At 58.8% G+C, this 26006-nt stretch carries 21 protein-coding genes; 15 read left to right on the forward strand and 6 right to left on the reverse strand.

The features are described 5' to 3' along the window. The first annotated feature begins 3 nt into the window (after nucleotides 1-3). The 13 genes from RGM3321_RS17485 (at nucleotide 4) to RGM3321_RS17545 (ending at nucleotide 16853) form a co-directional block, all read left to right on the forward strand. Complete coding sequence (locus tag RGM3321_RS17485) at nucleotides 4-675, forward strand: phospholipase (protein WP_244394110.1); 672 nt, start codon at nucleotides 4-6, stop codon at nucleotides 673-675. Between the two features lie 33 nt (nucleotides 676-708). Next, complete coding sequence (locus RGM3321_RS17490) at nucleotides 709-1110, forward strand: DoxX family protein (RefSeq protein ID WP_003400759.1); 402 nt, start codon at nucleotides 709-711, stop codon at nucleotides 1108-1110. A gap of 71 nt (nucleotides 1111-1181) precedes the next feature. Beyond that, the gene (locus RGM3321_RS17495) at nucleotides 1182-2291 is read left to right on the forward strand and encodes an S-(hydroxymethyl)glutathione dehydrogenase/class III alcohol dehydrogenase (RefSeq protein WP_244394111.1); all 1110 of its coding nucleotides are present in this window, start codon (nucleotides 1182-1184) and stop codon (nucleotides 2289-2291) included. A 70-nt stretch (nucleotides 2292-2361) separates the two neighbouring features. Then, nucleotides 2362-2940, forward strand: coding sequence for an S-(hydroxymethyl)glutathione synthase (gene gfa, locus RGM3321_RS17500; RefSeq protein WP_244394112.1), 579 nt, complete (start codon nucleotides 2362-2364; stop codon nucleotides 2938-2940). 373 nt (nucleotides 2941-3313) lie between these two features. Then, nucleotides 3314-4945: an ABC transporter substrate-binding protein gene (locus tag RGM3321_RS17505; RefSeq protein WP_244394113.1), complete on the forward strand. Its 1632-nt coding sequence runs from the start codon at nucleotides 3314-3316 to the stop codon at nucleotides 4943-4945. Continuing rightward, on the forward strand, nucleotides 4942-5892 hold the full coding sequence (locus RGM3321_RS17510; protein ID WP_244394114.1) for an ABC transporter permease: 951 nt from the start codon (nucleotides 4942-4944) through the stop codon (nucleotides 5890-5892). The genes RGM3321_RS17505 and RGM3321_RS17510 overlap by 4 nt, the downstream gene beginning before the upstream one ends. 4 nt (nucleotides 5893-5896) lie before the next feature. Beyond that, nucleotides 5897-6829 carry an ABC transporter permease gene (locus RGM3321_RS17515; protein ID WP_244394115.1) on the forward strand — a complete coding sequence of 311 codons (933 nt, stop codon included), beginning with the start codon at nucleotides 5897-5899 and terminating at the stop codon, nucleotides 6827-6829. Next, on the forward strand, nucleotides 6826-8472 hold the full coding sequence (locus tag RGM3321_RS17520; protein WP_244394116.1) for an ABC transporter ATP-binding protein: 1647 nt from the start codon (nucleotides 6826-6828) through the stop codon (nucleotides 8470-8472). The genes RGM3321_RS17515 and RGM3321_RS17520 overlap by 4 nt, the downstream gene beginning before the upstream one ends. A gap of 450 nt (nucleotides 8473-8922) precedes the next feature. Then, a complete protein-coding gene (mexE, locus tag RGM3321_RS17525; protein ID WP_002553305.1) occupies nucleotides 8923-10164 on the forward strand; it encodes a multidrug efflux RND transporter periplasmic adaptor subunit MexE in 1242 nt (413 codons plus the stop codon). A 12-nt stretch (nucleotides 10165-10176) separates the two neighbouring features. Beyond that, nucleotides 10177-13368, forward strand: coding sequence for an efflux RND transporter permease subunit (locus tag RGM3321_RS17530; RefSeq protein WP_244394117.1), 3192 nt, complete (start codon nucleotides 10177-10179; stop codon nucleotides 13366-13368). Then, entirely contained in the window at nucleotides 13368-14765 is a 1398-nt protein-coding gene (locus RGM3321_RS17535) for a TolC family protein (RefSeq protein WP_244394118.1), read from the forward strand. The genes RGM3321_RS17530 and RGM3321_RS17535 overlap by 1 nt, the downstream gene beginning before the upstream one ends. Nucleotides 14766-14909: 144 nt before the next feature. Continuing rightward, nucleotides 14910-16004: a tetratricopeptide repeat protein gene (locus RGM3321_RS17540; RefSeq protein ID WP_244394119.1), complete on the forward strand. Its 1095-nt coding sequence runs from the start codon at nucleotides 14910-14912 to the stop codon at nucleotides 16002-16004. Nucleotides 16005-16490: 486 nt separating this feature from the next. Next, a complete protein-coding gene (locus RGM3321_RS17545; RefSeq protein ID WP_002553302.1) occupies nucleotides 16491-16853 on the forward strand; it encodes a histone-like nucleoid-structuring protein, MvaT/MvaU family in 363 nt (120 codons plus the stop codon). A 485-nt stretch (nucleotides 16854-17338) separates the two neighbouring features. On the opposite strand, the gene RGM3321_RS17550 is transcribed toward RGM3321_RS17545, so the two are convergent. After that, nucleotides 17339-17947: a DUF4946 domain-containing protein gene (locus RGM3321_RS17550; RefSeq protein ID WP_024639549.1), complete on the reverse strand. Its 609-nt coding sequence runs from the start codon at nucleotides 17945-17947 to the stop codon at nucleotides 17339-17341. Between the two features lie 100 nt (nucleotides 17948-18047). Between RGM3321_RS17550 and gloA the strand changes: the two genes are divergently transcribed. Then, on the forward strand, nucleotides 18048-18569 hold the full coding sequence (gloA, locus tag RGM3321_RS17555; protein ID WP_244394120.1) for a lactoylglutathione lyase: 522 nt from the start codon (nucleotides 18048-18050) through the stop codon (nucleotides 18567-18569). 93 nt (nucleotides 18570-18662) lie between these two features. Here gloA and ahpF read toward each other — a convergent pair whose 3' ends face one another. From ahpF to RGM3321_RS17570, 3 genes are all read right to left on the reverse strand, one after another. After that, nucleotides 18663-20225 carry an alkyl hydroperoxide reductase subunit F gene (ahpF, locus tag RGM3321_RS17560; RefSeq protein WP_003315309.1) on the reverse strand — a complete coding sequence of 521 codons (1563 nt, stop codon included), beginning with the start codon at nucleotides 20223-20225 and terminating at the stop codon, nucleotides 18663-18665. Between the two features lie 124 nt (nucleotides 20226-20349). Next, on the reverse strand, nucleotides 20350-20913 hold the full coding sequence (gene ahpC, locus RGM3321_RS17565; protein WP_002553298.1) for an alkyl hydroperoxide reductase subunit C: 564 nt from the start codon (nucleotides 20911-20913) through the stop codon (nucleotides 20350-20352). 110 nt (nucleotides 20914-21023) lie between these two features. Then, nucleotides 21024-21983, reverse strand: coding sequence for a tyrosine-type recombinase/integrase (locus RGM3321_RS17570; protein WP_244394121.1), 960 nt, complete (start codon nucleotides 21981-21983; stop codon nucleotides 21024-21026). 176 nt (nucleotides 21984-22159) lie between these two features. On the opposite strand from RGM3321_RS17570, the gene RGM3321_RS17575 reads away from it, so the two are divergent. After that, complete coding sequence (locus RGM3321_RS17575; RefSeq protein ID WP_244394122.1) at nucleotides 22160-23170, forward strand: DNA-binding protein; 1011 nt, start codon at nucleotides 22160-22162, stop codon at nucleotides 23168-23170. A 9-nt stretch (nucleotides 23171-23179) separates the two neighbouring features. Here RGM3321_RS17575 and RGM3321_RS17580 read toward each other — a convergent pair whose 3' ends face one another. Together RGM3321_RS17580 and gorA are read right to left on the reverse strand one after the other, a co-directional pair. Then, nucleotides 23180-24454, reverse strand: coding sequence for a PAS domain-containing hybrid sensor histidine kinase/response regulator (locus RGM3321_RS17580; protein ID WP_244394250.1), 1275 nt, complete (start codon nucleotides 24452-24454; stop codon nucleotides 23180-23182). Nucleotides 24455-24551: 97 nt separating this feature from the next. Further along, entirely contained in the window at nucleotides 24552-25910 is a 1359-nt protein-coding gene (gorA, locus tag RGM3321_RS17585) for a glutathione-disulfide reductase (RefSeq protein WP_244394123.1), read from the reverse strand. Nucleotides 25911-26006: the final 96 nt, after the last annotated feature.

Raw genomic sequence — 26006 nt, forward strand, 5'->3', positions numbered from 1 at the left:
CTCATGCAAAACATCAACTTCTCTGAACCCGCACGCGAGTCCGAGTCGGGTATTTTTTTCCGTAAGGCATGTAGCACTGTCAACCCAAAGGCACGGTTGCTACTGCTTCACGGAGTAGGATCGAACGAAGCCAATCTCGCCAGTCTGGCCGCGTCGCTGCCCGAAGAGATCGAAATTCTGTTGCTCCGCGGCCCGCTGCAACTGGGCCCTCAAGGCTTCGCCTGGTACCAGGTCAACTTCACCAGCGATGGACCTTCTTTCAACCAGGAGCAGGCTGAGTCCAGCCGCCAGTTATTGATCCGGTTTATTCAGGCGCTTCCCCCGCTGCCCACTGTGATCGCCGGGTTCAGCCAGGGCGGCATCATGAGCTCAAGCGTCGGCGTCACAAGACCTGAGCTAGTGGCAGGTTTTGCGCTGCTGAGCGGGCGGATGCTGCGAGAAATCGAGCCAAAGATTGCGCCACGTGATCAGTTGCAAGGCCTCTCAGCCTTCATCGCTCACGGCCAGCAAGACAACGTACTGCCGATTGACTGGGCACATGAAGCTGACGCCTGGCTCAGCCGGATCGGAGTGCAGCACCAGACTCATTTTTACGACATGGCCCACGAGATCATTCCGCAGGAACTGGCTGACTTCTCGCAATGGCTGGATCGGACACTTTTGCTTTCCAACTGAACCCCACTGCTTATTTAACACAAGGAATTTTCCATGATCGATTCACGCACCGCACCTTACGCCGCTTTTGTATTGCGTCTGGCACTGGGCCTCATGTTCATCGCCCACGGCCTGACCAAAGTATTGGTCTTTACTCCGGCAGGTACTGCTGGCTTTTTCGAATCCATTGGCTTTCCAGGCTTCCTTGCCTATCCGGTTATGGCCTTCGAAGTGATCGGCGGTTTGATGCTGGTACTGGGGGTCTACGCCCGCTGGGTTGCTGCAATCGCTGTTGTTCAACTGTTTGTCGCCGCCACCGTGCATTTCGGCAACGGCTGGAGCTTCACCAATGCTAACGGTGGCTGGGAATATCCGATCTATCTGTCCGTCACAGCGCTGGTGCTCGCTCTGCTGGGTGATGGCGCATTTGCTGTGAAATCTTCCAGAACGCAGTGACAGGCACCTATCGATGCTCGGCCCAAAGACAACGATCCAAGGGTCGAGCATCATCAATTGGAGAAAATCACATGAAGTCTCGTGCTGCAGTTGCATTTGAACCTGGCAAGCCGCTCCAGATCGTCGAGATCGACGTCGAGCCGCCACGCAAGGGCGAAGTGCTGATCAAGATCACCGATACCGGTGTATGCCATACGGATGCTTTCACACTTTCGGGCGATGATCCGGAAGGCCTGTTCCCGGTAGTACTTGGCCATGAAGGCGCCGGCATCGTCATGGAAGTAGGCGAAGGCGTGACCAGCGTGAAAGTCGGTGACCACGTCATTCCGCTGTACACCGCCGAATGCGGCGAGTGCCTGTTCTGTAAATCGGGCAAAACCAACCTGTGCACCGCTGTGCGCGCCACTCAGGGCAAAGGCGTGATGCCGGACGGCACTTCACGCTTCTCCTACAACGGCCAACCCCTGTACCACTACATGGGTTGCTCGACCTTCAGCGAGTACACTGTTGTCGCTGAAGTTTCTGTCGCGAAGATCAATCCAGACGCCAACCCCGAGCACGTCTGCCTGCTCGGCTGCGGCGTGACTACCGGCATTGGCGCGGTGCACAACACGGCCAAAGTCCAGCCTGGCGACACAGTCGCGGTATTTGGCCTGGGCGGCATCGGTCTGGCGGCGATTCAGGGTGCGCGTCAGGCCAAGGCAGGACGCATCATCGCTATCGACACCAACCCTGCCAAGTTCGAACTGGCCCGTTCGTTTGGCGCTACCGACTGTGTGAATCCAAAAGATCACGAACAGCCGATCCAGCAGGTGATCATTGAGATGACTGGCTGGGGTGTCGACCACTCCTTCGAATGTATCGGTAACGTGCATGTGATGCGCGCTGCGCTCGAATGTGCCCACCGCGGCTGGGGCCAATCGATCGTCATTGGTGTCGCCGGTGCCGGTCAGGAAATCTCGACCCGTCCCTTCCAGCTGGTCACCGGCCGTACCTGGAAAGGCTCGGCGTTTGGCGGCGTAAAAGGCCGTAGCCAACTGCCTAAGATGGTTGAAGACGCGATGAAAGGCGAGATCGAGCTGGCACCTTTTGTCACTCACACCATGGGCCTGGAGCGCATCAATGAAGCGTTTGACTTGATGCACGAAGGCAAGTCGATCCGCACCGTCATCAAATACTGATGTCGTCCACTGTTCCGGGGCAGTTGCCATGGAACCTGTTCCAAGTCACCCCTATAGCTGGAGGTACACTGTGAGCGATGTAAAACTTCACCCTGCGCTGGATAACGGCATTAAATCCGCTGCTACCGACTTTGCAGGCGGCACTCTGCAGTGCCTTTGCCCGACCGACAAGGTTGAGGTCAAAGTCGATGCTCAAACACTGCATAACCACGCCTGCGGTTGCAGTAAATGCTGGAAACCAGCGGGCGCCAGGTTTGCCGTCATCGCGGTAGTCGATCGCAACAAAGTCAGCGTTACCGTCAACGCAGCCAAACTGACCATCATTGATGCAAGCGCTACCATCCAGCGTCACGCCTGCAAAGAATGTGGTGCCCACATGTATGGTCGCATCGAAAACCAGAACCACGCGTTCCACGGTCTGGATTTCGTGCACACCGAACTGTCTCCTCAGACAGGCTGGGCTGCGCCCGGTTTTGCCGCGTTCGTCTCGTCGGTCATTGAAACGGGTACGCCGCCAGCTGAAATGGACGGCATTCGCGAACGTTTCAACACGATGGGTTTGCCAACCTACGACTGTCTTTCCCCGGCACTGATGGATGCCTTGGCAGCACACGTAGCGAAGCAAAATGGCGTTCTTCAGGCGAGCTGAGATAATCCCTGGCGGGCATCGCCCACCTTACCAAGCGTGGTGATGGCTTATCCGGAACGCATGCACTGAACCATACAGCACTCACAAAGCCCTCCTGACTCGAGGGCTTTGTCGTTTCCGGGGCGCGCTGCAGACCCGTTACAGAAATTGGCCATGCACCATAAAATACCAATAGAGCATAATTAATAACTTTATAAATCATAAAAACCTATATTAGCTTAGAACAAAAAAGAATTTTACAGCGCATAACCATAAGAATACGGTCTTAAGAAATCAGTGCTGAAGCACTGTGCTCGACTTGAAGAGGACCTTCCATGCGCCGTACACCACCTTCGACTTTCTCAGATGGATTCGTGACTCGGAGCACAATGCGATGACCCGGCGCCCGCTCCTCTCGCGCCTGCTGTTTACCGTCGTCACAGCCGTTACCCTGCTTGGCTGCTCACCTTCCGGCCAGGACAACCAGGCAGCCACAACCCTCAAGGTGGCGTTCTTCAGAGACAACACCACGCTGGTCAGCCTTGACCCCTTTCAGGTGTACTGGCTGGAGCATCGGGTGGTGCTGCGCAATATTGCCGAGTCCCTGACCGATCAGGACCCGCAGACCGGCAAGATCATTCCCTGGCTGGCGGAGCGCTGGGAAATCAGTGACAACGCGCTGGAGTACACCTTTCACTTGCGCAAGGACGTGACCTTCAGCAACGGCACACGTTTCGACGCTCAAGCGGTGAAGACGGCCTACGACGCGGACAAGTCGTTCGCCGCACAATTGCCAGCCACCTTCGGCGCCACTTACCTCAAAGGTTACGACCATGCCGAGGTGCTGGACGACTTCACCATCAAACTGGTGCTGGCCCAACCCAATGCGGGCTTTCTGCAAGCCACCTCAACCACCAATCTCGCCATCCTGGCTCCAGAGTCTTACACGCTCAGCGTCAAGGAGCGCTCTTTGGGCGCGATCATTGGCACCGGGCCATTCGTGCTGGAGCGCTATACCCCGGAAAGCGGTTTGCGCCTGACCAAACGCAAGGGCTATGCCTGGCCATCGGCCAATGCGCAGAACAAGGGCGAAGCGCATCTGGACGCAGTCGAGGTCAGCTACGTGCCGGAAGAAAGCGTACGTAACGGCCAGTTCGTTCAGGGGCAGGTCGATATTCTCTGGCCGCGCAACCCGTTCTCCGAGGTGGATCTCAACCTGTTCAAGTCCAGGGGCGCGACCATTCAAAGCCGGTCGCTGCCAGGACCGGCACTGAACCTGTACCCCAACACACGCGGCAATCGCATTCTTGCCGACCGTAACGTGCGCCAGGCTTTGCAAAAGGCAATCGACCGCAAGACCTATGCAGCGACGGTCTACAACCCGCAGTTCCCGGTGGTCTCCGGTGTCTTCGACATCACTACACCGTTTTACAAAAACCAGGCCGACAAGCTTGCCTATGATCCTCAGGGTGCCGAGCGCTTACTCGACCAGGCTGGCTGGCAGAAAAATGCCGACGGCTATCGCTACAAGGACGGCAAACGCCTGAAGCTGGCCTACAACCTGTCACCCGCCGAAACCGCTGGCGATGTACTGATCCAGGATCAACTGCGCAAGGTGGGCATCGAACTCAAGCTCAACGTGGTGACCACCGCCGAATGGGCCGCTGCCAATGCGGCAGGCAATTATGACCTGACGTACAACTACATGACCCGCGCCGACCCGATCATCCTGCAGACCATCATCGACCCGCGCAGCGCTAACAGCTCGACACTGGCGACCAACCTTTACGCGCTGCAAACACTGCCCAAAGCCCTCGCGTTGTTCGACGCCGGGCTTACCGCGACGCAAAGCGAACAGCGCGCCAGGGCCTATGGCGAGTTGCAGGACCTGCTGATCGATGAAGGTTCGGCATTCCCGGTCTACGAGCGGGTCTGGCAAGCCGCCACGGCGAAAAACGTACGCAATTTCCACTGGACGGCGGAAGGCTTTGCGCTGTTCAACGACATCGAGATCGCCACGCCATGAGCCGTTATATCCTCAGCCGGATCGCCCAGGCGCTGCTGGTACTCTGGGGTGCCTACAGCATCACCTATTTCATCCTGTATCTGCTGCCCGGCGATACCTTGTCGATCATGCTCAGCGCCTCAGGTGTCGAAATCGACTCCCTGTCCGCGCAGGACCTTGCTCAAGCCAAGCTCTATTACGGGCTGGACCGAGGCGTCTTCGAGCAATATGTCGATCTGCTGTGGGGCGCTGTTCAGGGTGACTTCGGCAATTCGCTGACACTCAATCGTCCGGTTTCGGAACTGCTGGTCGAACGTCTGCCGCAAACCCTGAGCCTGGCGGGGCTGGCCATTGTTCTGTCGCTAATCGGTGGCGTCGGGCTGGCTTATCTCACCGCCTACGTGCGCTGGCAGCCGTTGAAGGTCGCCTTATCCCGGCTGCCGTCGCTGGGTTTTTCAGTACCGGTGTTCTGGATGGGCCTGTTGTTCATTCAGCTGTTCGCATTCAGCCTTGGCTGGTTTCCAGCGACCGGCAATCAGGGCTTTTCCAGCCTGATATTGCCCGCCGTCACACTGGCGATACCCAGCGCTGCGGTGTACGCGCAGGTTTTGCAACGCGGCTTTCAGGGCGTCTGGAAAGAGCCCTATATCGTCACCGCTTATGCCAAGGGCCTGACCCGCGCGCAGGTTCAGGCCCGCCATGCGTTCAAGAATGCTGCCCTGCCGCTGCTCACACTGATCGGCCTGCAAGTGGGCAACACGGTGTCCGGCGCAGTGCTGGTGGAAACCATTTTCGCCCGCTCCGGGGTCGGAAGACTTGCCCAGGAAGCCGTTCTGCGCCAGGACATCCCGGTGGTACTGGCCATCGTTGCGGTCTCCGCAGCTGCGTTCGTCGTGGTCAATCTGATCGTTGACCTGCTGTATCCCGCGCTGGATCCGCGCATCGCCCACACGCCAAAGGTCTCCTGACGCCATGACTATCTTCGACAACCGCCTTGCGCGCCTGGCCCGCTTTGTTGATTCCGCTCAAAACCTTCCCGGCAAAAACGCACCTGCCGCGCAGTGGCGGCGACGCAGCAGCCTGAGTCGCGCCGTGCAGGCCGCCAGGCCCCTGCTGCGCCGCCCGGGGTTTCTGCTCGCTGTGGCAATGGTCGCCTTCGCATTGCTGGCCGCGCTGGCACCCAACCTGCTAAGCAGCTACGCGCCTTACGCCACCTCGCCCAGCGACAAGCTCACCGCGCCAAATGCCGCGCACTGGTTCGGCACCGACGAACTGGGCCGTGATCTCTACACCCGCGTGGTACACGGATCGAGCCTGTCGGTACAAGCCGCATTGCTGGCGGTGGGCATCGCTATGGCCGGAGGCCTGAGCCTGGGGGTGGTTTCCGGTTTTGCAGGCGGGCGCATCGATGCGGTGATCATGCGCCTGATCGATGTATTGCTGGCCCTGCCCGGCCTGTTACTGGCGCTGGCGATTGTCACCGCCATCGGTTTCGGCACCATTCCGGTGGCCATCGCGGTGGGCGTAGGGATCATCCCCGGCTTCGCACGCACCACCCGTGCCGAAGTGCTGCGGGTCAAGACCCTGCCTTACGTCGAAGCGGCGCGTCTGGGCGGTGCCAGCTGGACCCGAACCCTGCTGCGCCACATTCTGCCCAACGCCTGGGGCCCAGTGGCGGTGCTTGCCACACTGGATTTCGGTGCAGCGATTCTGGCGACTGCGGGGCTGAGTTTCCTCGGCTTCGGTGCCGAACCACCGGCTGCCGAATGGGGCACGCTGATCGCCAACGGTCGTCACTTCCTGATGACCGCACCCTGGGTGTCGCTGCTGCCGGGCCTGTTCGTGGTTGGCGTAGTGTTCAGCTTCAACCACATCGCCCGCACTCTGGAAGAGACTCAACGATGACCGATACCGCTCAACTGATCGACATTCGCCATCTGAGTGTCGCCTACCGTTTCGACGGCCAGACCAACCAGGCCGTAAGCGGCGTCTCGTTTCAGGTGGCCAGGGGTGAAACCGTGGCAATTGTCGGAGAATCCGGGTCCGGCAAGTCGACCCTGGCCAACGCCATACTCGGCCTGTTGCCAGACAACGCGACGATCACCGGCGGCGAGCTTCACGTCGATGGTCACGACCTGAGCCACGCCTCCGAGCGAGAAAAACGTCGGGTTCGCGGCCGAGTGATCGGTCTGGTGCCGCAAGACCCGATGGTCGGCCTCAACCCTACCCTGCGCATCGGCCGGCAAATTGCCGAAGCACTGATTCAGGCCCACGGCCGGCGTTACCCGGCGGTGGATGCCGATGTGCTGGAGTTGCTGCAACAGGTCGGTCTGGACAAGCCGGTATTGCGCGCCCGCCAGTATCCGCACGAACTGTCCGGTGGCATGCGTCAGCGCGTGCTGATCGCCATTGCGTTGGCGGGCAACCCTCGCCTGATCATCGCCGATGAGCCCACCAGCGCTCTGGACGTGACAGTGCAACGCAAGATCCTCGATCACCTGCAACGCCTGGTGGCCGAGCGTGGCATTTCCCTGCTGATCATTACCCACGATCTCGGCGTGGCTGCCGATCGTGCTGACCGTGTGCTGGTAATGAACAAGGGCAAGCTGGTCGAGCAAGGCCCGCCGCAACAGATACTCATCATGCCTCGCCATACCTACACGCGCGCTCTGATCGCGGCAGCACCGGCTTTCGGCCAGCGCAAGAGCCCGGCAACAGTGCGCGCGGTCGCGAGCAGCGACACACCTCTGCTGACCCTGAGCAACATCGGCAAGACCTATCGTCTGCCCTACGTAAAAGGTGAAGAAGCAGACTTCCAGGCATTGCAGGACGTCAACTTCAAGGTTTATCCCGGCCAGACCCTGGCCATCGTCGGTGAGTCCGGCTCTGGCAAAAGTACTGCGCTGCGCATTGCGCTAGGCCTGGAAAAACCCACGCACGGGCGAGTTTTGCTGGACGGCCAGAATGTCACCGACCTGGGCTGGCGCGAGTTCAGACCGCTACGGCGGCGCATCCAGCTGGTCCAGCAAAACCCTTTCGCAGCCCTCGATCCACGCTTCACGCTATTCGAAAGCATCGTCGAGCCACTGGTCTCGTTCGGCCTGCTCAAAGGCCGCGAACTGGAGCAGGCCGCGCGCCAGTTGATTGAGCGAGTGCACTTGCCCGTGGCGTATCTGGACCGGCTGCCCCGTGAGCTTTCCGGTGGCCAGCGTCAGCGCGTGGCGATTGCCAGAGCGCTGGCCCTGCAACCGGATCTACTGCTGCTCGATGAGCCGGTTTCGGCACTGGACGTGTCAGTGCAGGCCCAGATTCTCGACTTGCTGGTCGAACTGCAATCCGAATCCGGCATCGCCTACGTGCTGGTTTCACACGATCTGGCAGTGGTCGCCAGCGTTGCCCACCAGGTACTGGTGCTCAAGCATGGCAAGACCATCGAACAAGGTCCTGCCAGCGACGTTTTCGAGCGGCCTGAAGCCACCTACACGCAGGAATTGATCGCTGCGATACCTGGCCGCCGCGTTGAACTGCAGGTCGCCGCGCAGCAGTAATCGCCCGAGTCGCACCGATAAAACAAAAGCCCTGACGCGTAAACGTCAGGGCTTTTTGTTATGGAATGTGTGGGCAGCACTTTGGCGCTGCCTTGAACCACCGCTCAACAGGTGCAGCACATCATCGGCATACCGGCTGATTTGCGCTTGAGCATCGCCTATACCTTTGGCGCCATAGCCTCACCGGTTCGGCGTTTGATAATTCATGAGCGCCGTTTGAAAGCTATGCGTACGTAACCAGAATCAAGCCAAAGAACATAATTGTTAAACGGTTCAGTGATTGATAAGCCGTGCGCCGGGTGCCGCGCAGATACCGGCAGGTATCGACTCACTACTCACTGATGGCAATGCATCATTCCGGGTGATAGTAACCTTCGTTTTATTCGATTCGTTAATAACACCCCCCGCGCAACAGAATCCGTCCATTCTTTACTATCGGCGGAACTTCCCATGCATCAGACACTCAGCCATCTGCGCTACCCCCTCACCGCCCTCGCCCTTATCGTTATCAGTGCTTGCGGCCGCGCGCCTGAAGCCACCAGTGCGCCTGGCGCAGCCAAGGTCAGCGTGGCCAAGGTGCTGGAGCAGCCGATCAACGAATGGGATGAATTCACGGGTCGTCTTGAAGCACCGGAAACCGTCGAGGTTCGCCCAAGAGTGTCTGGTCAGATCGATCAGGTAGCGTTCACCGACGGTTCGCTGGTCAAGAAAGGCGACCTGCTGTTCCAGATCGATCCGCGTCCGTTCCAGTCCGAAGTTCGTCGTCTTGAGGCACAGCTGCAACAGGCCCGTGCCGTTGCACTGCGCAGTGACAATGAAGCCCAGCGCGGCGAGCGTCTGCGTACCAACAACGCGATTTCCGCCGAACTGGCCGACTCGCGCACTACCTCGGCGCAGGAAGCCAAGGCCGGTGTCGCGGCCATTCAGGCGCAGTTGGATCTGGCTCGACTGAACCTCAGTTTTACCCGTGTTACCGCACCGATTACAGGTCGTGTCAGTCGCGCAGAAATCACCGCTGGCAACATTGTGACCGCAGATGTCACCGCGCTGACCAGCGTGGTCTCTACCGACAAGGTCTACGCCTACTTCGACGCTGACGAACGCGTGTTCCTCAAGTACACCGAGCTGGCCCGCAAAGGCCAGCGCGGCCAGACCACACCGGTTTACCTGGGCCTGTCCAATGAAACCGGCAACCCGCACCTGGGCCAGATGAACTTTGTCGACAACCAGGTCAACCCCAGGACCGGCACCATTCGCGGTCGGGCGGTGTTCGATAACGCCGACGGTGATTTCACCCCCGGCCTGTATGCCCGTCTGAAACTGGTGGGCAGCGGCACTTACTCGGCGGTGCTGATCAATGACGAAGCAGTGGGCACCGACCTGGGCAAGAAGTTTGTGCTGGTCATGGACAAGGACAACAAGCCTGCCTATCGGGCTGTCGAGCTGGGCCCGAAAATCGAAGGCCTGCGCATTGTCCGTAACGGTCTGGGCAAGGACGATACCATCGTCGTCAAAGGCTTGCAGCGCGTGCGTCCCGGCCAGCCTGTGGACCCTGAAGTGACACCGATGGCCAGCGCCGACACCCTCGCAGCATTGCTCAAACAACGCCAGGCTCTCGAAGCCAGCAACCTGCCACAAGTGGCGCCCAAAGCGGCCGTCAAAATCGCCAGCGCCACTGCGCCGCGCGGCTAAGGGACTCGTCCGATGAACTTCTCCAAATTCTTTATTTCCCGGCCGATCTTTGCCGCAGTGCTGTCGCTGCTGATCCTGATCGCCGGTGCTATCTCACTGTTCCAGCTGCCGATCAGTGAATACCCGGAAGTGGTGCCGCCCACGGTAGTCGTGCGCGCCAACTTTCCCGGCGCCAACCCCAAGGTCATCGGCGAAACCGTAGCCTCGCCGCTGGAACAGGCCATCACCGGTGTGGAAGGCATGCTCTATATGTCGTCCCAGGCCACTGCCGATGGCAAGTTGACCCTGACCATCACCTTTGCGCTGGGCACTGAACTGGACAACGCGCAGGTGCAGGTGCAGAACCGTGTGACGCGTACCGAGCCCAAGCTGCCGGAAGAAGTGACGCGCATCGGCATTACCGTGGACAAGGCCTCCCCCGACCTGACCATGGTTGTGCACTTGACCTCGCCGGACCAGCGCTACGACATGCTGTACCTGTCCAACTACGCCGTGCTCAACATCAAGGATGAGCTCGCGCGACTGGGCGGTGTCGGTGACGTGCAACTGTTCGGTATGGGCGACTATTCGCTGCGGGTCTGGCTGGACCCGAACAAGACTGCCTCACGCAACCTGACCGCCACCGATGTGGTCAATGCGATTCGCGAACAGAACCGTCAGGTTGCCGCAGGTCAGTTGGGCTCACCGCCCTCGCCGAATGCCACCAGTTTTCAGATGTCGATCAACACCCAGGGCCGTCTGGTTACCGAGGAAGAGTTCGAGAACGTTGTGGTTCGCGCAGGCGCTGACGGTGAAATAACTCGCCTGAAAGACGTTGCGCGCATCGAGCTGGGCTCCAGCCAGTATGCGCTGCGCTCGCTGCTGAACAATCAGCCTGCCGTGGCCATCCCTATTTTCCAGCGGCCCGGCTCCAATGCCATCGACATCTCCAACGATGTACGGGCCAGAATGGCCGAGCTGAAAAAGAGCTTCCCGGAAGGCATGGACTACAGCATCGTCTATGACCCGACGATCTTCGTGCGCGGCTCCATCGAGGCGGTGATTCACACCCTGTTTGAAGCACTGATCCTGGTCGTGCTGGTGGTGATCCTGTTCCTGCAGACCTGGCGCGCTTCGATCATCCCGCTGGTGGCCGTACCGGTGTCACTGATCGGCACCTTTGCCGTCATGCACATGTTCGGCTTCTCTCTAAACGCGCTGTCATTGTTCGGGCTGGTGCTGGCAATCGGCATCGTGGTGGACGACGCCATCGTGGTGGTGGAGAACGTCGAACGAAACATCGAGCTGGGGCTTGAACCGGTTGAGGCCACGCACAAGGCCATGGCCGAAGTGACCGGACCGATCATCGCCACCGCGCTGGTGCTGTGCGCGGTGTTCGTACCGGCAGCGTTCATTTCCGGCCTGACCGGACAGTTCTACAAGCAGTTCGCATTGACCATCGCCATCTCGACAGTGATTTCGGCCTTCAACTCGCTGACCCTGTCGCCTGCGCTGGCCGCGGTACTGCTCAAAGGCCACGATGCGCCCAAGGATCGTTTCTCGCGTTTCCTTGACAGAATCCTTGGCGGCTGGCTGTTCCGTCCGTTCAACCGCTTCTTCGAAAAAGCCAGTCATGGCTACGTCGGCACCGTCGCGAGGGTCATTCGCAGCAGCGGCATCGCGCTGTTGGTGTATGCAGGCCTGATGGTCCTGACCTGGCTGGGTTTCGCCAGCACGCCGACCGGTTTTGTACCCAGCCAGGACAAGCAATACCTGGTGGCCTTTGCCCAACTGCCGGACGCTGCCAGCCTCGACCGAACCGAAGACGTCATCAAGCGCATGTCCGAGCTGGCACTCAAACAACCGGGCGTGGAAAACGCGATTGCCTTCCCCGGCCTGTCGATCAACGGCTTCACCAACAGCCCGAACAACGGCGTGGTGTTCGTCGCCCTCAAACCGTTTGACGAGCGCAAAGACCCCAGCCTGTCGGCCAACGCTATTGCCGGCGCCCTGAACGGCCAGTTCGCGTCGATCCAGGAAGCGTACATGGCGATCTTCCCGCCACCTCCGGTACAGGGGCTAGGCACCATCGGCGGTTTCCGACTGCAGATAGAGGACCGTGGCAACCTGGGTTACGACGAGTTGTACAAGGAAACCCAGAACATCATTGCCAAGAGCCGCAGCGTGCCGGAACTGGCCGGGTTGTTCACCAGCTACACCGTCAACGTGCCGCAGGTGGATGCCGCCATCGACCGCGAGAAGGCCAAGACGCATGGCGTTGCGGTCAGCGACATCTTTGACACCCTGCAGGTTTATCTGGGCTCGCTGTATGCCAACGACTTCAACCGTTTTGGCCGCACGTATCAGGTCAATGTCCAGGCGGAGCAGCAGTTCCGTCAGGATGCCGACCAGATCGGTCAGCTCAAGGTGCGCAACAATCTGGGGGAAATGATCCCGCTGGCAACCTTCGTCAAAGTCAGTGACACCGCAGGTCCCGACCGCGTAATGCACTACAACGGCTTCATCACGGCAGAAATCAACGGTGCTGCCGGTCCGGGCTTCAGCTCTGGTCAGGCGCAGGCGGCGGTCGAGAAACTGCTGCGTGAAGAGCTGCCCAACGGCATGGTTTACGAGTGGACTGACCTTACGTACCAACAGATTCTTTCGGGCAACACGGCGCTGTTCGTCTTCCCGCTGTGTGTTCTGCTGGCATTTTTGGTACTCGCGGCTCAGTACGAAAGCTGGAGCCTGCCGCTGGCGGTGATCCTGATCGTACCAATGACTCTGCTTTCGGCGATTGCCGGGGTGATGATTGCCGGTAGCGACAACAACATCTTCACCCAGATCGGGCTGATCGTACTGGTGGGCCTGGCGTGCAAGAACGCGATTCTTATCGTCGAGTTTGCCAAGGACAAACAGGCCGAGGGAATGAGCCCGCTGGATGCAGTCCTGGAAGCATGCCGACTGCGCCTGCGTCCGATTCTGATGACGTCCTTCGCGTTCATCATGGGTGTTGTGCCACTGGTGCTTTCCAGCGGTGCAGGTGCAGAAATGCGCCATGCCATGGGGGTTGCCGTGTTCTCCGGGATGCTGGGGGTCACGTTCTTCGGCCTGCTGCTGACGCCGGTGTTCTACGTGCTTATCCGTAATTATGTCGAGCGCCAGGAGGCCCGCAAGGCCGCCAGGGCACAAAGACTGCAAAACCTGCCTGCGGAGATGCATTGATGAGCGCGTTCAAACTCTTCCTCCCGAGCCTGCTGGTCATGGCGCTGGCAGCCTGCGCCGTCGGCCCGGACTACAAGCCACCGGTTACGGCGCCAGCACAACTAACGTCCGCAGCCAAGGGCAACTATGACCGCAGCAAAGTGGACACCGTCTGGTGGCAGCAGTTTGAGGACCCGACCCTCAATAAACTGGTGGCCCGGTCGCTGGACGGCAACCGCGATCTGAGTGTCGCCTTTGCCCGCCTGAAAGCTGCACGGGCGATTCGCGATGACGTTGCCAACGACGCCATGCCGGTGATCACCAGCCGGGCCAGCAGCGACCTGGGCAAGGGTCAGCAACCAGGTGTGACAGAGCGGCGCGTCAATAGCGAGCGTTACGACCTTGGCTTGGACATGGCCTGGGAGGTCGACCTGTTCGGACGTATTCAGCGCCAACTGGAAGCCAGCGATGCCGATCAGGAAGCCGCCGAAGCCAATCTGTATCAGCTTCAGGTGACTTTGATTGCCGAGGTGGTCGACGCCTACGGGCAGCTACGCGGCGCGCAGCTGCGTGAAGCCATTGCCCGCGACAATCTGAAAAACCAGCAGAGTTCTCAAGACGTGACCACCCAGTTGCGTGATGCGGGTGTGGGCAACGAACTGGATGTGGTACGCGCCGAGGCACGACTGGCAGCCGTTGAAGCGACCGTGCCGCAGTTGCAGGCCGAACAGGTTCGCCAACGCAATCGTATCGCCACGTTGCTGGGCGAGCGCCCGGAAAACCTCAGCGTCGACCTGAGCCCGAGCAAACTGCCCGCTATCGCCAAGGCCCTGCCGATTGGCGATCCGACACAGGTGCTGCGCAATCGGCCCGACATCCGCGCCGCCGAACGCCAGCTAGCCGCCTCGACCGCACGCATCGGCGTGGCGACCGCTGACCTGTTTCCACGGGTCAGTCTAAGCGGCTTTCTGGGCTTTACCGCTGGCCGCGGCTCGCAGATCGGTTCGTCAGCGGCCAAAGCCTGGTCACTCGGCCCCAGCATCACTTGGGCAGCTTTCGATCTGGGCAGCGTCAGGGCGCAAATTCGCAGCGCCGACGCCGATGCCGAAGGTGCGCTGGCCAACTATGAGCAGCAGGTATTGCTCGCCCTGGAAGAATCGGAGAACGCCTTCAGCGATTACGACAAACGCCAGCAACGGCTGGTTTCGCTGATGCGCCAAAGCGATGCGAGTCGTTCCGCAGCCAGGCTGGCTTCAGTGCAGTACCGCGAAGGTACAGCGGACTTCCTGGTCCTGCTGGATGCCGAGCGCGAGCGTCTGGCCGCCGAAGACTCTCAGGCACAGGCAGAAATCGAGCTGTACCATGGCATCGTGGCCATTTACAAGGCACTGGGGGGCGGCTGGCAACCTCAGGCCTGATATGCCGAGCAGGTCGTAAACCCGCCCCGCGCCCATTCAGGACGCGGGGCTTTTTTTGTCCATAAGCCGACGGCATCATGATTGCCGTTTGACAGCTGCCACCCACTCCCCGAAGCTGCAACCCGTCAAGCATTGGAAATCGATATGCCCAGACTTTCTACCAAGGGGTTATCGCCTCAACCCACTACTCGACATCGCTGGCTGATCGGCGCAGCGGCTGCGGCGATGCTGGCGCTATCACTGGCCTTCTGGTGGTGGCGCCTACCCGTTCAGACCGTTCCCGCCAGGTTGAGCCACACCTACGCTCAGGCACTGGAACAGGCGCAAGACGGCAAGCCCGGCGCTGCACGCGTGCTGTACCAACAACTGGCACGAACCGACCTGTCTGACGAGCAGCGCATCAACCTGCTCGCCGAATTGAGCGACTACCCCAGCCCTCAGGCCCTCAAATTGCTCGATGCCGCGCTGGGTGACCGATCCGCACAGGTGCGCGAAGCGGCTATCGATGTCAGCGTCAGACTGGTCTCCAACAGCCAGCGCAGCCTGCTGCTGGGCCCATTGCTGGACGACGACGAACAATCCGTCAGATTCCGCGCCACCAGTGCCCTGCTCGGCCTGTCACCGGATGAACTGGGCGTGTACTTTGCCGTGCTGCAGCAAAGTGCCGAGGCGTTTCAAGAGTCGCTAAAGAGCCAGCCGCAAAACGCACAAAACCAGTTGCAACTGGCCAGACTGTACCTGCAGACCGGCGACCTGGAGCCGGCAGTCGCCGCGCTACAGAGGGCCACAGCTCTGGAGCCGGGCAATATCGAAGCGGCGCTGGCGCACATTGAGCTGCTGGATCGCAAGGGTCAGGCTGAGCAGGCTCGCAGCCTTTTCGCCCAGTTGCTGGAGCATAACCCCGGTTCGTCCATGCTCCAGCACGCGCTGGGCATGTGGCTGCTTAACCACGGGCAGGCAGAGTTTGCTGTGCTCAGCCTGGCAAAGGCTACAGAGCTGGCGCCCGATAACACCGACTATCGCTATGATCTGGCGGTTGCCCTGCATTCGTTGCACGAGCTTGAGGCGGCGCAAAGACAGTTGACGCAGATTGTTCAAAGCCAGCCCGCGAACCGCAAGGCCAGAGTGCTGCTGATTCAGTACTGGAAAGAAAATGGTCAGCTGCAAAACGTTCAGATTCTGCTGGCGGAGCTCGAGCAGCAGAACCCCGACGACCCGGTGTTGCAACAGGGACTGTAGGGTCAGAAAAGCAACAAAAAGGCAGGCCAAGGGCCACCTTTGATGCGGCTACACGCCTTTCCATCCGCTGCCTTCAGACATTTTTGCTCTTTTCGCATCTGCCAACCCTCATGCCTGTCAGATGTTTCTCCTTTTAAGCCGTCCAGTGTCGCATGGCACGTTTTCCATCAGCGACTAATGTCGGAAATAACTTACACAACAGCTCACCTGATAAAGCAGGCTTCATCGCCTATATTCAACATCCCCCACCACGAGTATTTAACGAATTTGAAAAAGGCTATTTTCTAACTGGAAAAAAAGGTGCATCATTTGCGGGCTACTGAGTTATAACTATCCTCTGCCTGCGCAATGATAAGCCGCAAAGGCCATGTTTCAGCATAGAAACCGCAGGTACAGGGCAGCATCGAGTGAGCGAATCGGTCAATCAGTTTTGTCTCATCGCTTTATAGGGCTGACAACAGCCATTACATTGTTGGAGTGTATTACTTGTCCAGACTTGCCGAGTTTCGAGCAGCAGAGAAAGCCCTTCAAGAACAGCTGGCACAGCTGGAATCCTTGAAGAATGACGCCGGGTTGAAGAAGGAAATCGAGTTCGAGCAAAAGCTCCAGGACCTGATGGGCACCTACGGCAAAAGCCTGCGTGACATCATCGCAATCCTTGACCCATCAAGCGCTACGTCGCTGGTCGCACCCGCCGGGCCAAAGCGCCGTCGTGCACGCGTGGTCAAGGTTTACCAGAACCCGCATACCGGCGAGCTGATTGAAACCAAGGGTGGTAACCACCGCGGTCTCAAGGCGTGGAAAGAGCAGTACGGTGTAGACACTGTTGATTCGTGGCTTCGCGCCTGATTAAAACTTTGTCAATTGAAGCCCTGCACTTGCGGGGCTTTTTTTATCTACCCGTACGTCAACTGAGCACCTTCACACTGCATCTGCCTGATCAAACGCCCATACACAGTTGACTGCCTACCCGCCTCTGACATTCATACACATGATTAAGTGAACTGCCCGGTACATATACTTCCAGCGCGTCAGGCATTAATACCGTTGAAATAATGACGCCAATAAAAATTCATCGATTATTCGTTTCAGCACGCAGTTACAAACCTGAACAGTTGCTGAAATGTGTAGAGTAATTGTTCGGTTTATTCGGTGTAATGAGCGATAAGGCAATTTGTTACTGCGTGCTTCGCCGCATCGAAGATCGGCGGATGGCCGATACCGCGCAGCTTCACACTTTTTTCACATGGATTCTCGGATGATGAAGACCGCTAAAGGAATAGCGCCCCATGCCCGCCTCGGCGGGCTTCTTTTTGTCTGCGAAAAGGCAGATGTCACTGCGTAACGTCCAGACGCAGACTCTCGCGAATACGCAGTGCCTCATCCTTGTTGCTCGCATAGCCGTCTGCCGATCCCGCATAAGACAACGACCAGGCCAGATCCTTGCTGGCGGCCGCGACCAGTGTCTGGGTCAGCACGTGCACACCGTTCTGGGTAATGGTGCAGGTGGTTTCGAGCGCGGGCACCACGCTGAGCCGGCTTTCGCGGACATGCGTGCAGGCGCTCTGCAATCCGCTGCGGGCAAAATTGACCTGAACCGACTTGCGCATTTCCAGCAGAACGCCCTGAACGTTGACTTCATGCCCCGGCGTCAGGCGCGTCTGGGTGAGCTCCATGACCATCAGCGGATTTCCACTTTGATCGTTTTTAACCGCGCGCTGTCTGACCTGCACGGAAGGTTGAACGGGCTCGCCCGACTCGGTCGGTAACGACTCGACCTCCCAGCCTGCGGGCCAGACGATCATTGCATCGGCGGCATGGACCTGGGCAGTGCCCAGCAGCAGGAACAGGCACAGGCTTGGCACGGAGCGTCGGTAGTGCGAAAGGATCATGATCGGGTCGCCAGAACGGTTGACCGGAAATTCTGAGCCTGTTGTCGGCATCGAGCAAGGCCGACGCGACGTTATCCAAGCCGGGTTTGGCACTGCTCGCCCTGCCCCGTATCATTTGGCATTATTTGTACATTCTGTTGGAGACACATTGATGAGCTTGCACGAACTCAACACCCTACCGGGCGTCACAGCCAATCCTGAAGCGGCCACCCGGCAGTTTGTGTTCAACCACACCATGCTGCGCGTCAAGGACATCACCAAATCGCTGGACTTCTACACCCGCGTGCTGGGCTTCAGCCTGGTCGAAAAACGTGACTTCCCGGAAGCCGAATTCAGCCTGTACTTCCTGGCGCTGGTCGACAAGGCGCAGATCCCGGAAGACGACGCTGCGCGCAACGAATGGATGAAGTCGATCGCCGGCATTCTGGAGCTGACCCATAACCACGGCACCGAAAGCGATGACAGAGCGTCGTACCACAACGGCAACAGCGACCCGCGTGGCTTTGGCCATATCTGCGTGTCGGTGCCTGACGTGAAAGTCGCCTGCGAGCGATTCGAAAGCCTCGGCGTCGACTTCCAGAAGCGCTTGTCCGACGGCCGCATGAACAGCCTGGCCTTTATCAAGGACCCGGATGGCTACTGGGTAGAGATCATCCAGCCTACACCGCTCTGAGACTGGCGGTGATCGCTCCGGCAAGGAGCGATCAGCCTGAAAAACAAAAAGCCCCGTGATCGCTCACGGGGCTTTTTGTTTACCACTGTCCGATCAAGCCGGTGCGGAGGTACGGATCAGGTGGTCAAAGGCGCTCAGGGAGGCCTTGGCACCTTCGCCCAGGGCGATGATGATCTGCTTGTACGGGGCGACTGTCACGTCACCGGCAGCGAAGATACCCGGCACCGAAGTTTCTCCACGGGAATCGACCACGATCTCGCCACGCGGCGACAGCTCGATGGCACCTTTGAGCCATTCGCTGTTGGGCAGCAGACCGATCTGCACGAAGATACCTTCGAGCGGCACGGTGATCTCTTCGCCTGTGGTGCGGTTCTTGTAGCGCAGGCCGTTGACCTTCTGCTCATCACCCGTCACTTCAGTGGTTTGCGCACTGGTGATCACGGTCACGTTCGGCAGGCTGTGCAGCTTGCGCTGCAGCACCGCGTCGGCACGCAACTGCACGTCGAACTCCAGCAGTGTCACATGGGACACGATACCTGCCAGGTCGATTGCAGCCTCGACACCCGAGTTACCACCACCGATGACAGCGACGCGCTTGCCTTTGAACAACGGACCGTCGCAGTGCGGGCAATAAGCCACGCCCTTGTTACGGTACTGCTGCTCACCCGGCACGTTCATCTCCCTCCAGCGTGCGCCGGTGGCAAGGATCAACGTCTTGGCCTTGAGGCTGGCACCGCTGGCAAACTTCACTTCATGCAACTCGCCGGCTGCGCCAGGAATCAACTTGTCGGCGCGTTGCAGGTTCATGATGTCGACTTCGTACTGCTTGACGTGTTCTTCAAGCGCCACGGCCAGTTTCGGCCCCTCGGTATGCTGTACCGAGATGAAGTTCTCGATGGCCATGGTGTCGAGCACCTGACCACCGAAACGCTCGGCGGCAACACCGGTGCGGATGCCTTTGCGGGCAGCGTAGACCGCCGCCGCAGAGCCCGCGGGGCCACCGCCCACGACCAGCACATCGAAAGCCTGCTTGGCGTTGAGTTTTTCCGCCTGACGCGCACCGGCACCGGTGTCGATTTTGGCCAGAATCTCTTCCAGGCCCATGCGGCCCTGGCCGAACAATTCACCGTTCAGATAGATGCTCGGTACCGACATGATCTTGCGATCGGTGACTTCGTCCTGGAACAGCGCACCGTCGATAGCGACGTGCTTGATACCAGGGTTCAGTACTGCCATCAGATTCAGTGCCTGGACAACGTCCGGGCAGTTCTGGCAGGACTGCGAGAAATAGGTTTCGAAATGGAATTCGCCCTCAAGCGCGCGAACCTGTTCGATGGTTTCCGCACTGACCTTGGGTGGATAGCCGCCGACTTGCAGCAGCGCCAGGACCAGCGAGGTGAATTCGTGACCCATGGGGATACCAGCAAAACGCAGGCTGATATCGTGGCCAGGGCTGCTCAGCGAGAACGACGGAGTACGTGCGTCGGTGCCGCTGTCATTCAGGGTGACGTCCTTGGAAACGCTGATCACATCATTGAGCAGTGCAAGCATTTCCTGGGACTTCGCGCCGTCATCAAGGGACGCGACGATCTCGATGGGGCGAGTAACCCGCTCCAGATAGGATTTCAACTGGGCTTTAAGATTGGCGTCCAACATGTGGCGGCTTCCTGTTTACAAAGGGTAGAAATAACAACGCCCAGGCGATGACCGCCCGGGCGTTTTTTGGGGCGATGCGGTTTACTTGCTCAAGAGCTCAACGCCCCCAGCCGATTCATGCGACTCAGATCTTGCCAACCAGGTCCAGGGACGGAGCCAGAGTAGCTTCGCCTTCTTTCCACTTGGCTGGGCAGACTTCGCCCGGGTGAGCGGCAACGTACTGAGCAGCCTTGATCTTGCGCAGCAACTCGGAAGCGTCACGGCCAACACCGCCGTCGTTCAGCTCGACGATTTTGATCTGACCTTCAGGGTTGATCACGAAAGTACCGCGATCCGCCAGGCCGGCTTCTTCGATCAGTACGTCGAAGTTGCGGGAGATGGTCAGGGTCGGGTCACCGATCATGGTGTACTGGATCTTGCCGATGGCTGGCGAAGTGTTGTGCCATGCAGCGTGAGCGAAGTGCGTGTCAGTCGAGACACTGTAGATCTCAACGCCCAGCTTCTTGAACTCTTCGTAGTTGTCAGCCAGGTCTTCCAGCTCGGTCGGGCAAACGAAAGTGAAGTCGGCCGGGTAGAAGAATACGACAGACCACTTGCCTTTGAAGTCGGCGTCCGAAACGTCAACGAAAGCGCCGTTCTTGAATGCGGTAGCCTTGAACGGTTTTACTTGGCTGTTGATGATAGGCATCGGTATATCTCCTGATGGGTTGGATGGGTTGTTAATTCGATGGAGTGAAGCTTACGCATGATCAGTGACAATCGCTCATTGGCAAACCTGATGTCACTGATTGCTTTTCACTATGAAGGCAGCTTATCGATAGAAGAAACCTTCGACCCGTTCCCTGTCTCCAGGTTGCCCGGGAACGGCGCGGCGTCAATGTAGCGCATCGCCGACTTGATGTCCCTCCAGCCTACATAAGACATCAATGACTTGAGGTCCCAGCCATTGCTGTGCGCCCAACTCGCGAAGCCGCGGCGCAACGAGTGGCTGGTGTAGTGTTCGGCGGCAATGCCTGCACGCTGGAGAGCCTGACGCAGCAACGGGATAACGCTGTTGGAGTGCAGCCCCTCCTCGCCAAGATTACCCCATCGATCCACCGCCCGAAACACCGGACCGCGCACCAGCGCAGCGCAATTGATCCACTCTATATAAGCCTGCACCGGGCAAAGCCGCTGCAAGGCGGGGGTCTGATACGTTCTGCCCAGGTTATCGCGATCACCCTTGCTGCGCGGTAGATAAAGGCTGATGCCCGAGTGGGCGATGGCCTTAACGTCCTGCACTTGCAGGCGACACAGCTCGTCGCTACGAAAGCCGCGCCAGAACCCCAGCAGAATCAGCGCCGAGTCACGACGACAACGCAATAGCCGCGGCTGATCGTGTTGCGCCTCTGCATCACGTATCTCGATCTCCAGCCAGGCAATGACTTTCTCCAGGTCTTGCAACTGCAAAGGCTCAGCCTGCTTCTCTTGTGCCGGATGCAACGCACGAATGCCCTTGATGACTTTACGCACCATGGGCGCCTTGGTGGGATCGGCAAAACCCTGACTGATATGCCATTGCGCAAGCGCTGACAGACGCAGCTTCAAGGTGTTGGCCGATAACTTTCCGGCATGGCTGGCCAGGTAACGCGCCACGCTTTCGCTGGTCGCCGGCAGAAACCCGCCCCACGTCACTTCGAAATGCTCGATGGCCGCCCGATAACTGCGGCGCGTGTTGTCACGGGTTGCCGCATCGATATAGCGATCAACGTCATTCATGGTTCAAGCCTGCACGGTGTACCGGAGAAAGCGCCGAAAAATGAACTGACAACGCCTGACACGGGATAATACGCCAATATCCCGCGTTAATTAATTCAAAAAATAGCTAATTATTTCAAAACATATAGTATGTAATTACAGAGTACATACCACAGTACGAAATCGTAGGAGAGAGCATGGCCCGCGGCGGTGTAAACAAGGCATTAGTGCAGAAAGCGAGAGCGTCGCTGCTGTCCCGAGGCGAAAACCCCAGCATCGATGCGGTACGTATCGAAATGGGCAATACCGGCTCGAAAACCACCATCCACCGCTATCTGAAGGAGCTTGATTCCACGCAAGCCCCGGCACCGGATATCAATGAGGAATTGAGCGACCTGGTCGCGCATCTCGCCCAGAGGCTTCAGGAACAGGCGCAAGAGCGTATTGATCAGGCGCACGATCAGCACCAGACCGAACGCGACACCCTCCAGCGGCAACTTGCGGCCACTCAGGAGCAGATCGGTCAACTGGAACGGCACGCACAGCAGCGTGAAGAAGCACTGGAACAGCAGGCTGCCGCCCTGCTCCACACGCAACGCACACTGCAGGATGTACAGACAGAACACGCCAGACTGCTTCAGGCCAATCAGGACATGGAGGCTCGCCTGCACGACAAGGACGGGCAGATCCACTCCCTCGAAGAAAAACACCGGCACGCACGCGAGGCGCTGGAGCACTATCGCAACGCGATCAAGGAACAACGCGAGCAGGAGCAGCGACGCCACGAAGGTCAGGTTCAGCAGTTGCAAATGGAACTTCGACAGACGCAGCAAGGTATCTCCATGCGCCAGGAAGACATCACACAGCTGAATCGTGACAACGAGAGATTACTGGCTGAAAACCGCAGCACCCTGCGTGAACTGCACGAACGAAAAGACCTGCTGAACCAGGCCACTACCCAGGCTGCCGCTCTGGCAGAACAACAGCATCACGCCCGCACCCAATGCGCCCTGCTGGAAGAACGGTTACGCGGCGCGCAGGACGAAAACGCCGCGCTCAAACAAGGCATGAGCGATGCGCAGCAACAGAGCCGCATGCTTGAACTGTTGCTGACCAAGAAGGAAGCAGCACTGGAGAACCTGCAGATCAGGCTCGATCAGCCGGACAAGCCTAAAGCCACAAGAAAGAAGCCAGCGGACAAGCCATGACCAGAAGCTTCAGGCAACCGCAGCCTTGCCGCATGGCAGCTGCAAATGAACCCGGGTACCCTGACCTTCAGTGCTTTCTATATGCACGTGCCCGCCACTCTGCCGGGTAAAGCCGTAGACCATCGACAAACCCAGCCCGGTGCCCTGACCTACCGGTTTGGTGGTGAAAAACGGGTCGAACACCTGGTCGATAACATCCCGAGCAATGCCGCAGCCGTTATCTTCGACACTAAGCTGTACGTAGTCGCCAGGCAGCAAACCCTCTTTTTGCGCCGTCAGTGTTAACGAGCGACTGCGCACGCACAGCCTCCCTCCGACAGGCACAGCATCGCGAGCGTTGATGACCAGATTCAACAAGGCATTTTCCAGCTGATGCTCATCGGTGCGCACCGCGCTCAAGCCCTCCTCCAGCTCGATCTGCAGATGCGCATGAGCACCGACCGTGCCTCGCAACAGCTCCTCCATGGAGCGGACCATGCAATTGACGTCCACTACAGTGACGTTGAGCGACTGCCGGCGGGCAAATGTCAGCAGCCTGCGGGTCAGCGCGGCAGCACGGTTCGCCGAGCTCGCTGCCGCATCCAGGTAACGCTCGACCTCACCGATCCGCCCGGCCGCTACACGCAGCCTGATCATGTCCAGTGCGCCAATCACGCCGGAAAGTACATTGTTGAAGTCATGGGCGATGCCTCCGGTCAACTGACCGATCGCATCCATCTTCTGCGCATGACGCAAGGCCTCTTCAGCCATCGCCCGCTCGGCAATTTCGGCCTGCAGCAACTTATTGGCGGTTTCCAGCTCGCGCGTACGCTCGGCGACGCGTAACTCAAGACTCTCGTTGAGTTCGCGCAACGCCTCTTCTGCATTGACCTGAGCGGTGATATCGGTGTGAGTACCCAGCCAATGGGTGATATGGCCCTGAGCATCGCGCATGGGCAGTGCACGCGACAGAAACCAGTTGAAGGCACCGTCCTTGCCGCGCAGTGGAAAGGTGTCTTCCCAGATCGAGCCCGTCGAAAAGCAGTACTGCAAACGCGCCAGCACACGCTCGCGATGCTCGGGATGCAGTAACGAACGCCAGCCCAGAGCCGTCATCGCCTCGAGCGACGTCCCGGTGTATGCGTACCAGCGCTCGTTATACCAATGGGCGTGCCCCTGAGGACTTGCAGTCCAGGCCAACTGACTCATGTTGTCAGCCAGGGTTCTGAACTGATGCTCGCTTTCACGCGATGCACCAATGTGCAGCGCGACTTCACGATCCTGCACGGCCAGATGCTGGCGCATTCCGGCCGATGGTTTTTCTCTGTTCACGTCGGGATCCGTCCTTTTCAAGCCTTGTCCCGGAGCTCTTCCTGACCTCCGGGTATTGCGCTGCCTGACGTTAGCGTTTGGCAGGCGTGCGCATGGTTACAAACTCTTCTGCAGCAGTCGGGTGCACGCCGATGGTGTCATCGAACACCTGTTTGGTCGCGCCAGCCTTGATGGCAATTGCAAGGCTCTGGACAATTTCGCCTGCATCGGGCCCAACCATGTGGCAGCCCAGTACGCGGTCGGTTTTCGCATCCACAACCAGTTTCATCAAGGTGCGTTCCTGATCGTCAGTCAGGGTCAGCTTCATCGGCCGAAAACGGCTTTCGAACACCTGCACATCATGACCAGCCTTGATCGCATCCTCTTCGGTCAACCCGACTGTACCGATGTTCGGCAAGCTGAAAACCGCCGTTGGAATGTGATTGTAGTCTACCGGGCGATACTGCTCCGGCTTGAACAGACGACGCGCAACGGCCATGCCTTCAGCCAGCGCAACCGGAGTCAGCTGCACACCACCGATGACATCGCCGATGGCCAGGATGGAAGGCTCGCTGCTCTGATAGAGCTCATCAACCTTGATATAGCCATGCTCATCAAGTTTGACGTCAACACTGTCCAGCCCGAGATTGTCGAGCATCGGCCGACGGCCAGTGGCGTAGAACACGCAATCAGTCTCGAGCGTACCGCCGCCTTTCATCGAAAGCAGCAGGCTGCCGTCGGCCTGCTTGTCGATGCGCTCGATATCGCTATTGAAGCGGATCGTCATGTGACGCTTGAGCAACTCTTCGTGAAGATGCGTGCGAACGCCGCCATCAAAACCACGCAAAAACAGCTCGCGACGGTAGACCAGCGTAGTGTCGGCGCCAAGCCCGTTGAAAATCGAGGCGAACTCCACCGCGATGTAGCCGCCACCCACAACGACGACACGCTTGGGCAACGTTTTGAGGTAGAACGCCTCGTTGGAGGTGATTGCGTGCTCGCGTCCTGGTACGTCAGGAACCTGTGGCCAGCCGCCGGTGGCAATCAGAATGCGCTCGGCACTGTAGGTCTGACCGTTGATTTCGACCTGTTGCGGACCGGTCAATTTTGCGTGCCCTTCGAGCAGCGTCACGCCGCTGTCGACAAGCAACTTGCGATAGATGCCATTGAGGCGATTGATCTCCCGATCCTTGTTGGCGATCAGCGTTGCCCAATCGAATTCGGCTTCACCCAGCGACCAGCCAAAGCCCTTGGCATGATCGAAATCTTCGGAAAAATGCGCTCCGTAGACCAACAGCTTTTTGGGCACGCACCCGACGTTGACGCAGGTTCCACCTAGATAACGGCTTTCGGCCACGGCTACCCGCGCACCAAAACCGGCAGCAAAACGTGCTGCCCTGACACCGCCCGAACCGGCGCCAATTACAAACAGATCAAAATCGAAGGCCATTGCTATCTCCTGGGCAGAGTTACAGCATAACCGCACGGCGGCTATTCAGAAATGAAAAAGCCACCCGGAGGTGGCGTTTTCACAGCATCGTCATTC

Origin of the sequence: Pseudomonas sp. RGM 3321 (assembly GCF_022836805.1) — a bacterium.
Classification (GTDB): Bacteria; Pseudomonadota; Gammaproteobacteria; order Pseudomonadales; family Pseudomonadaceae; genus Aquipseudomonas.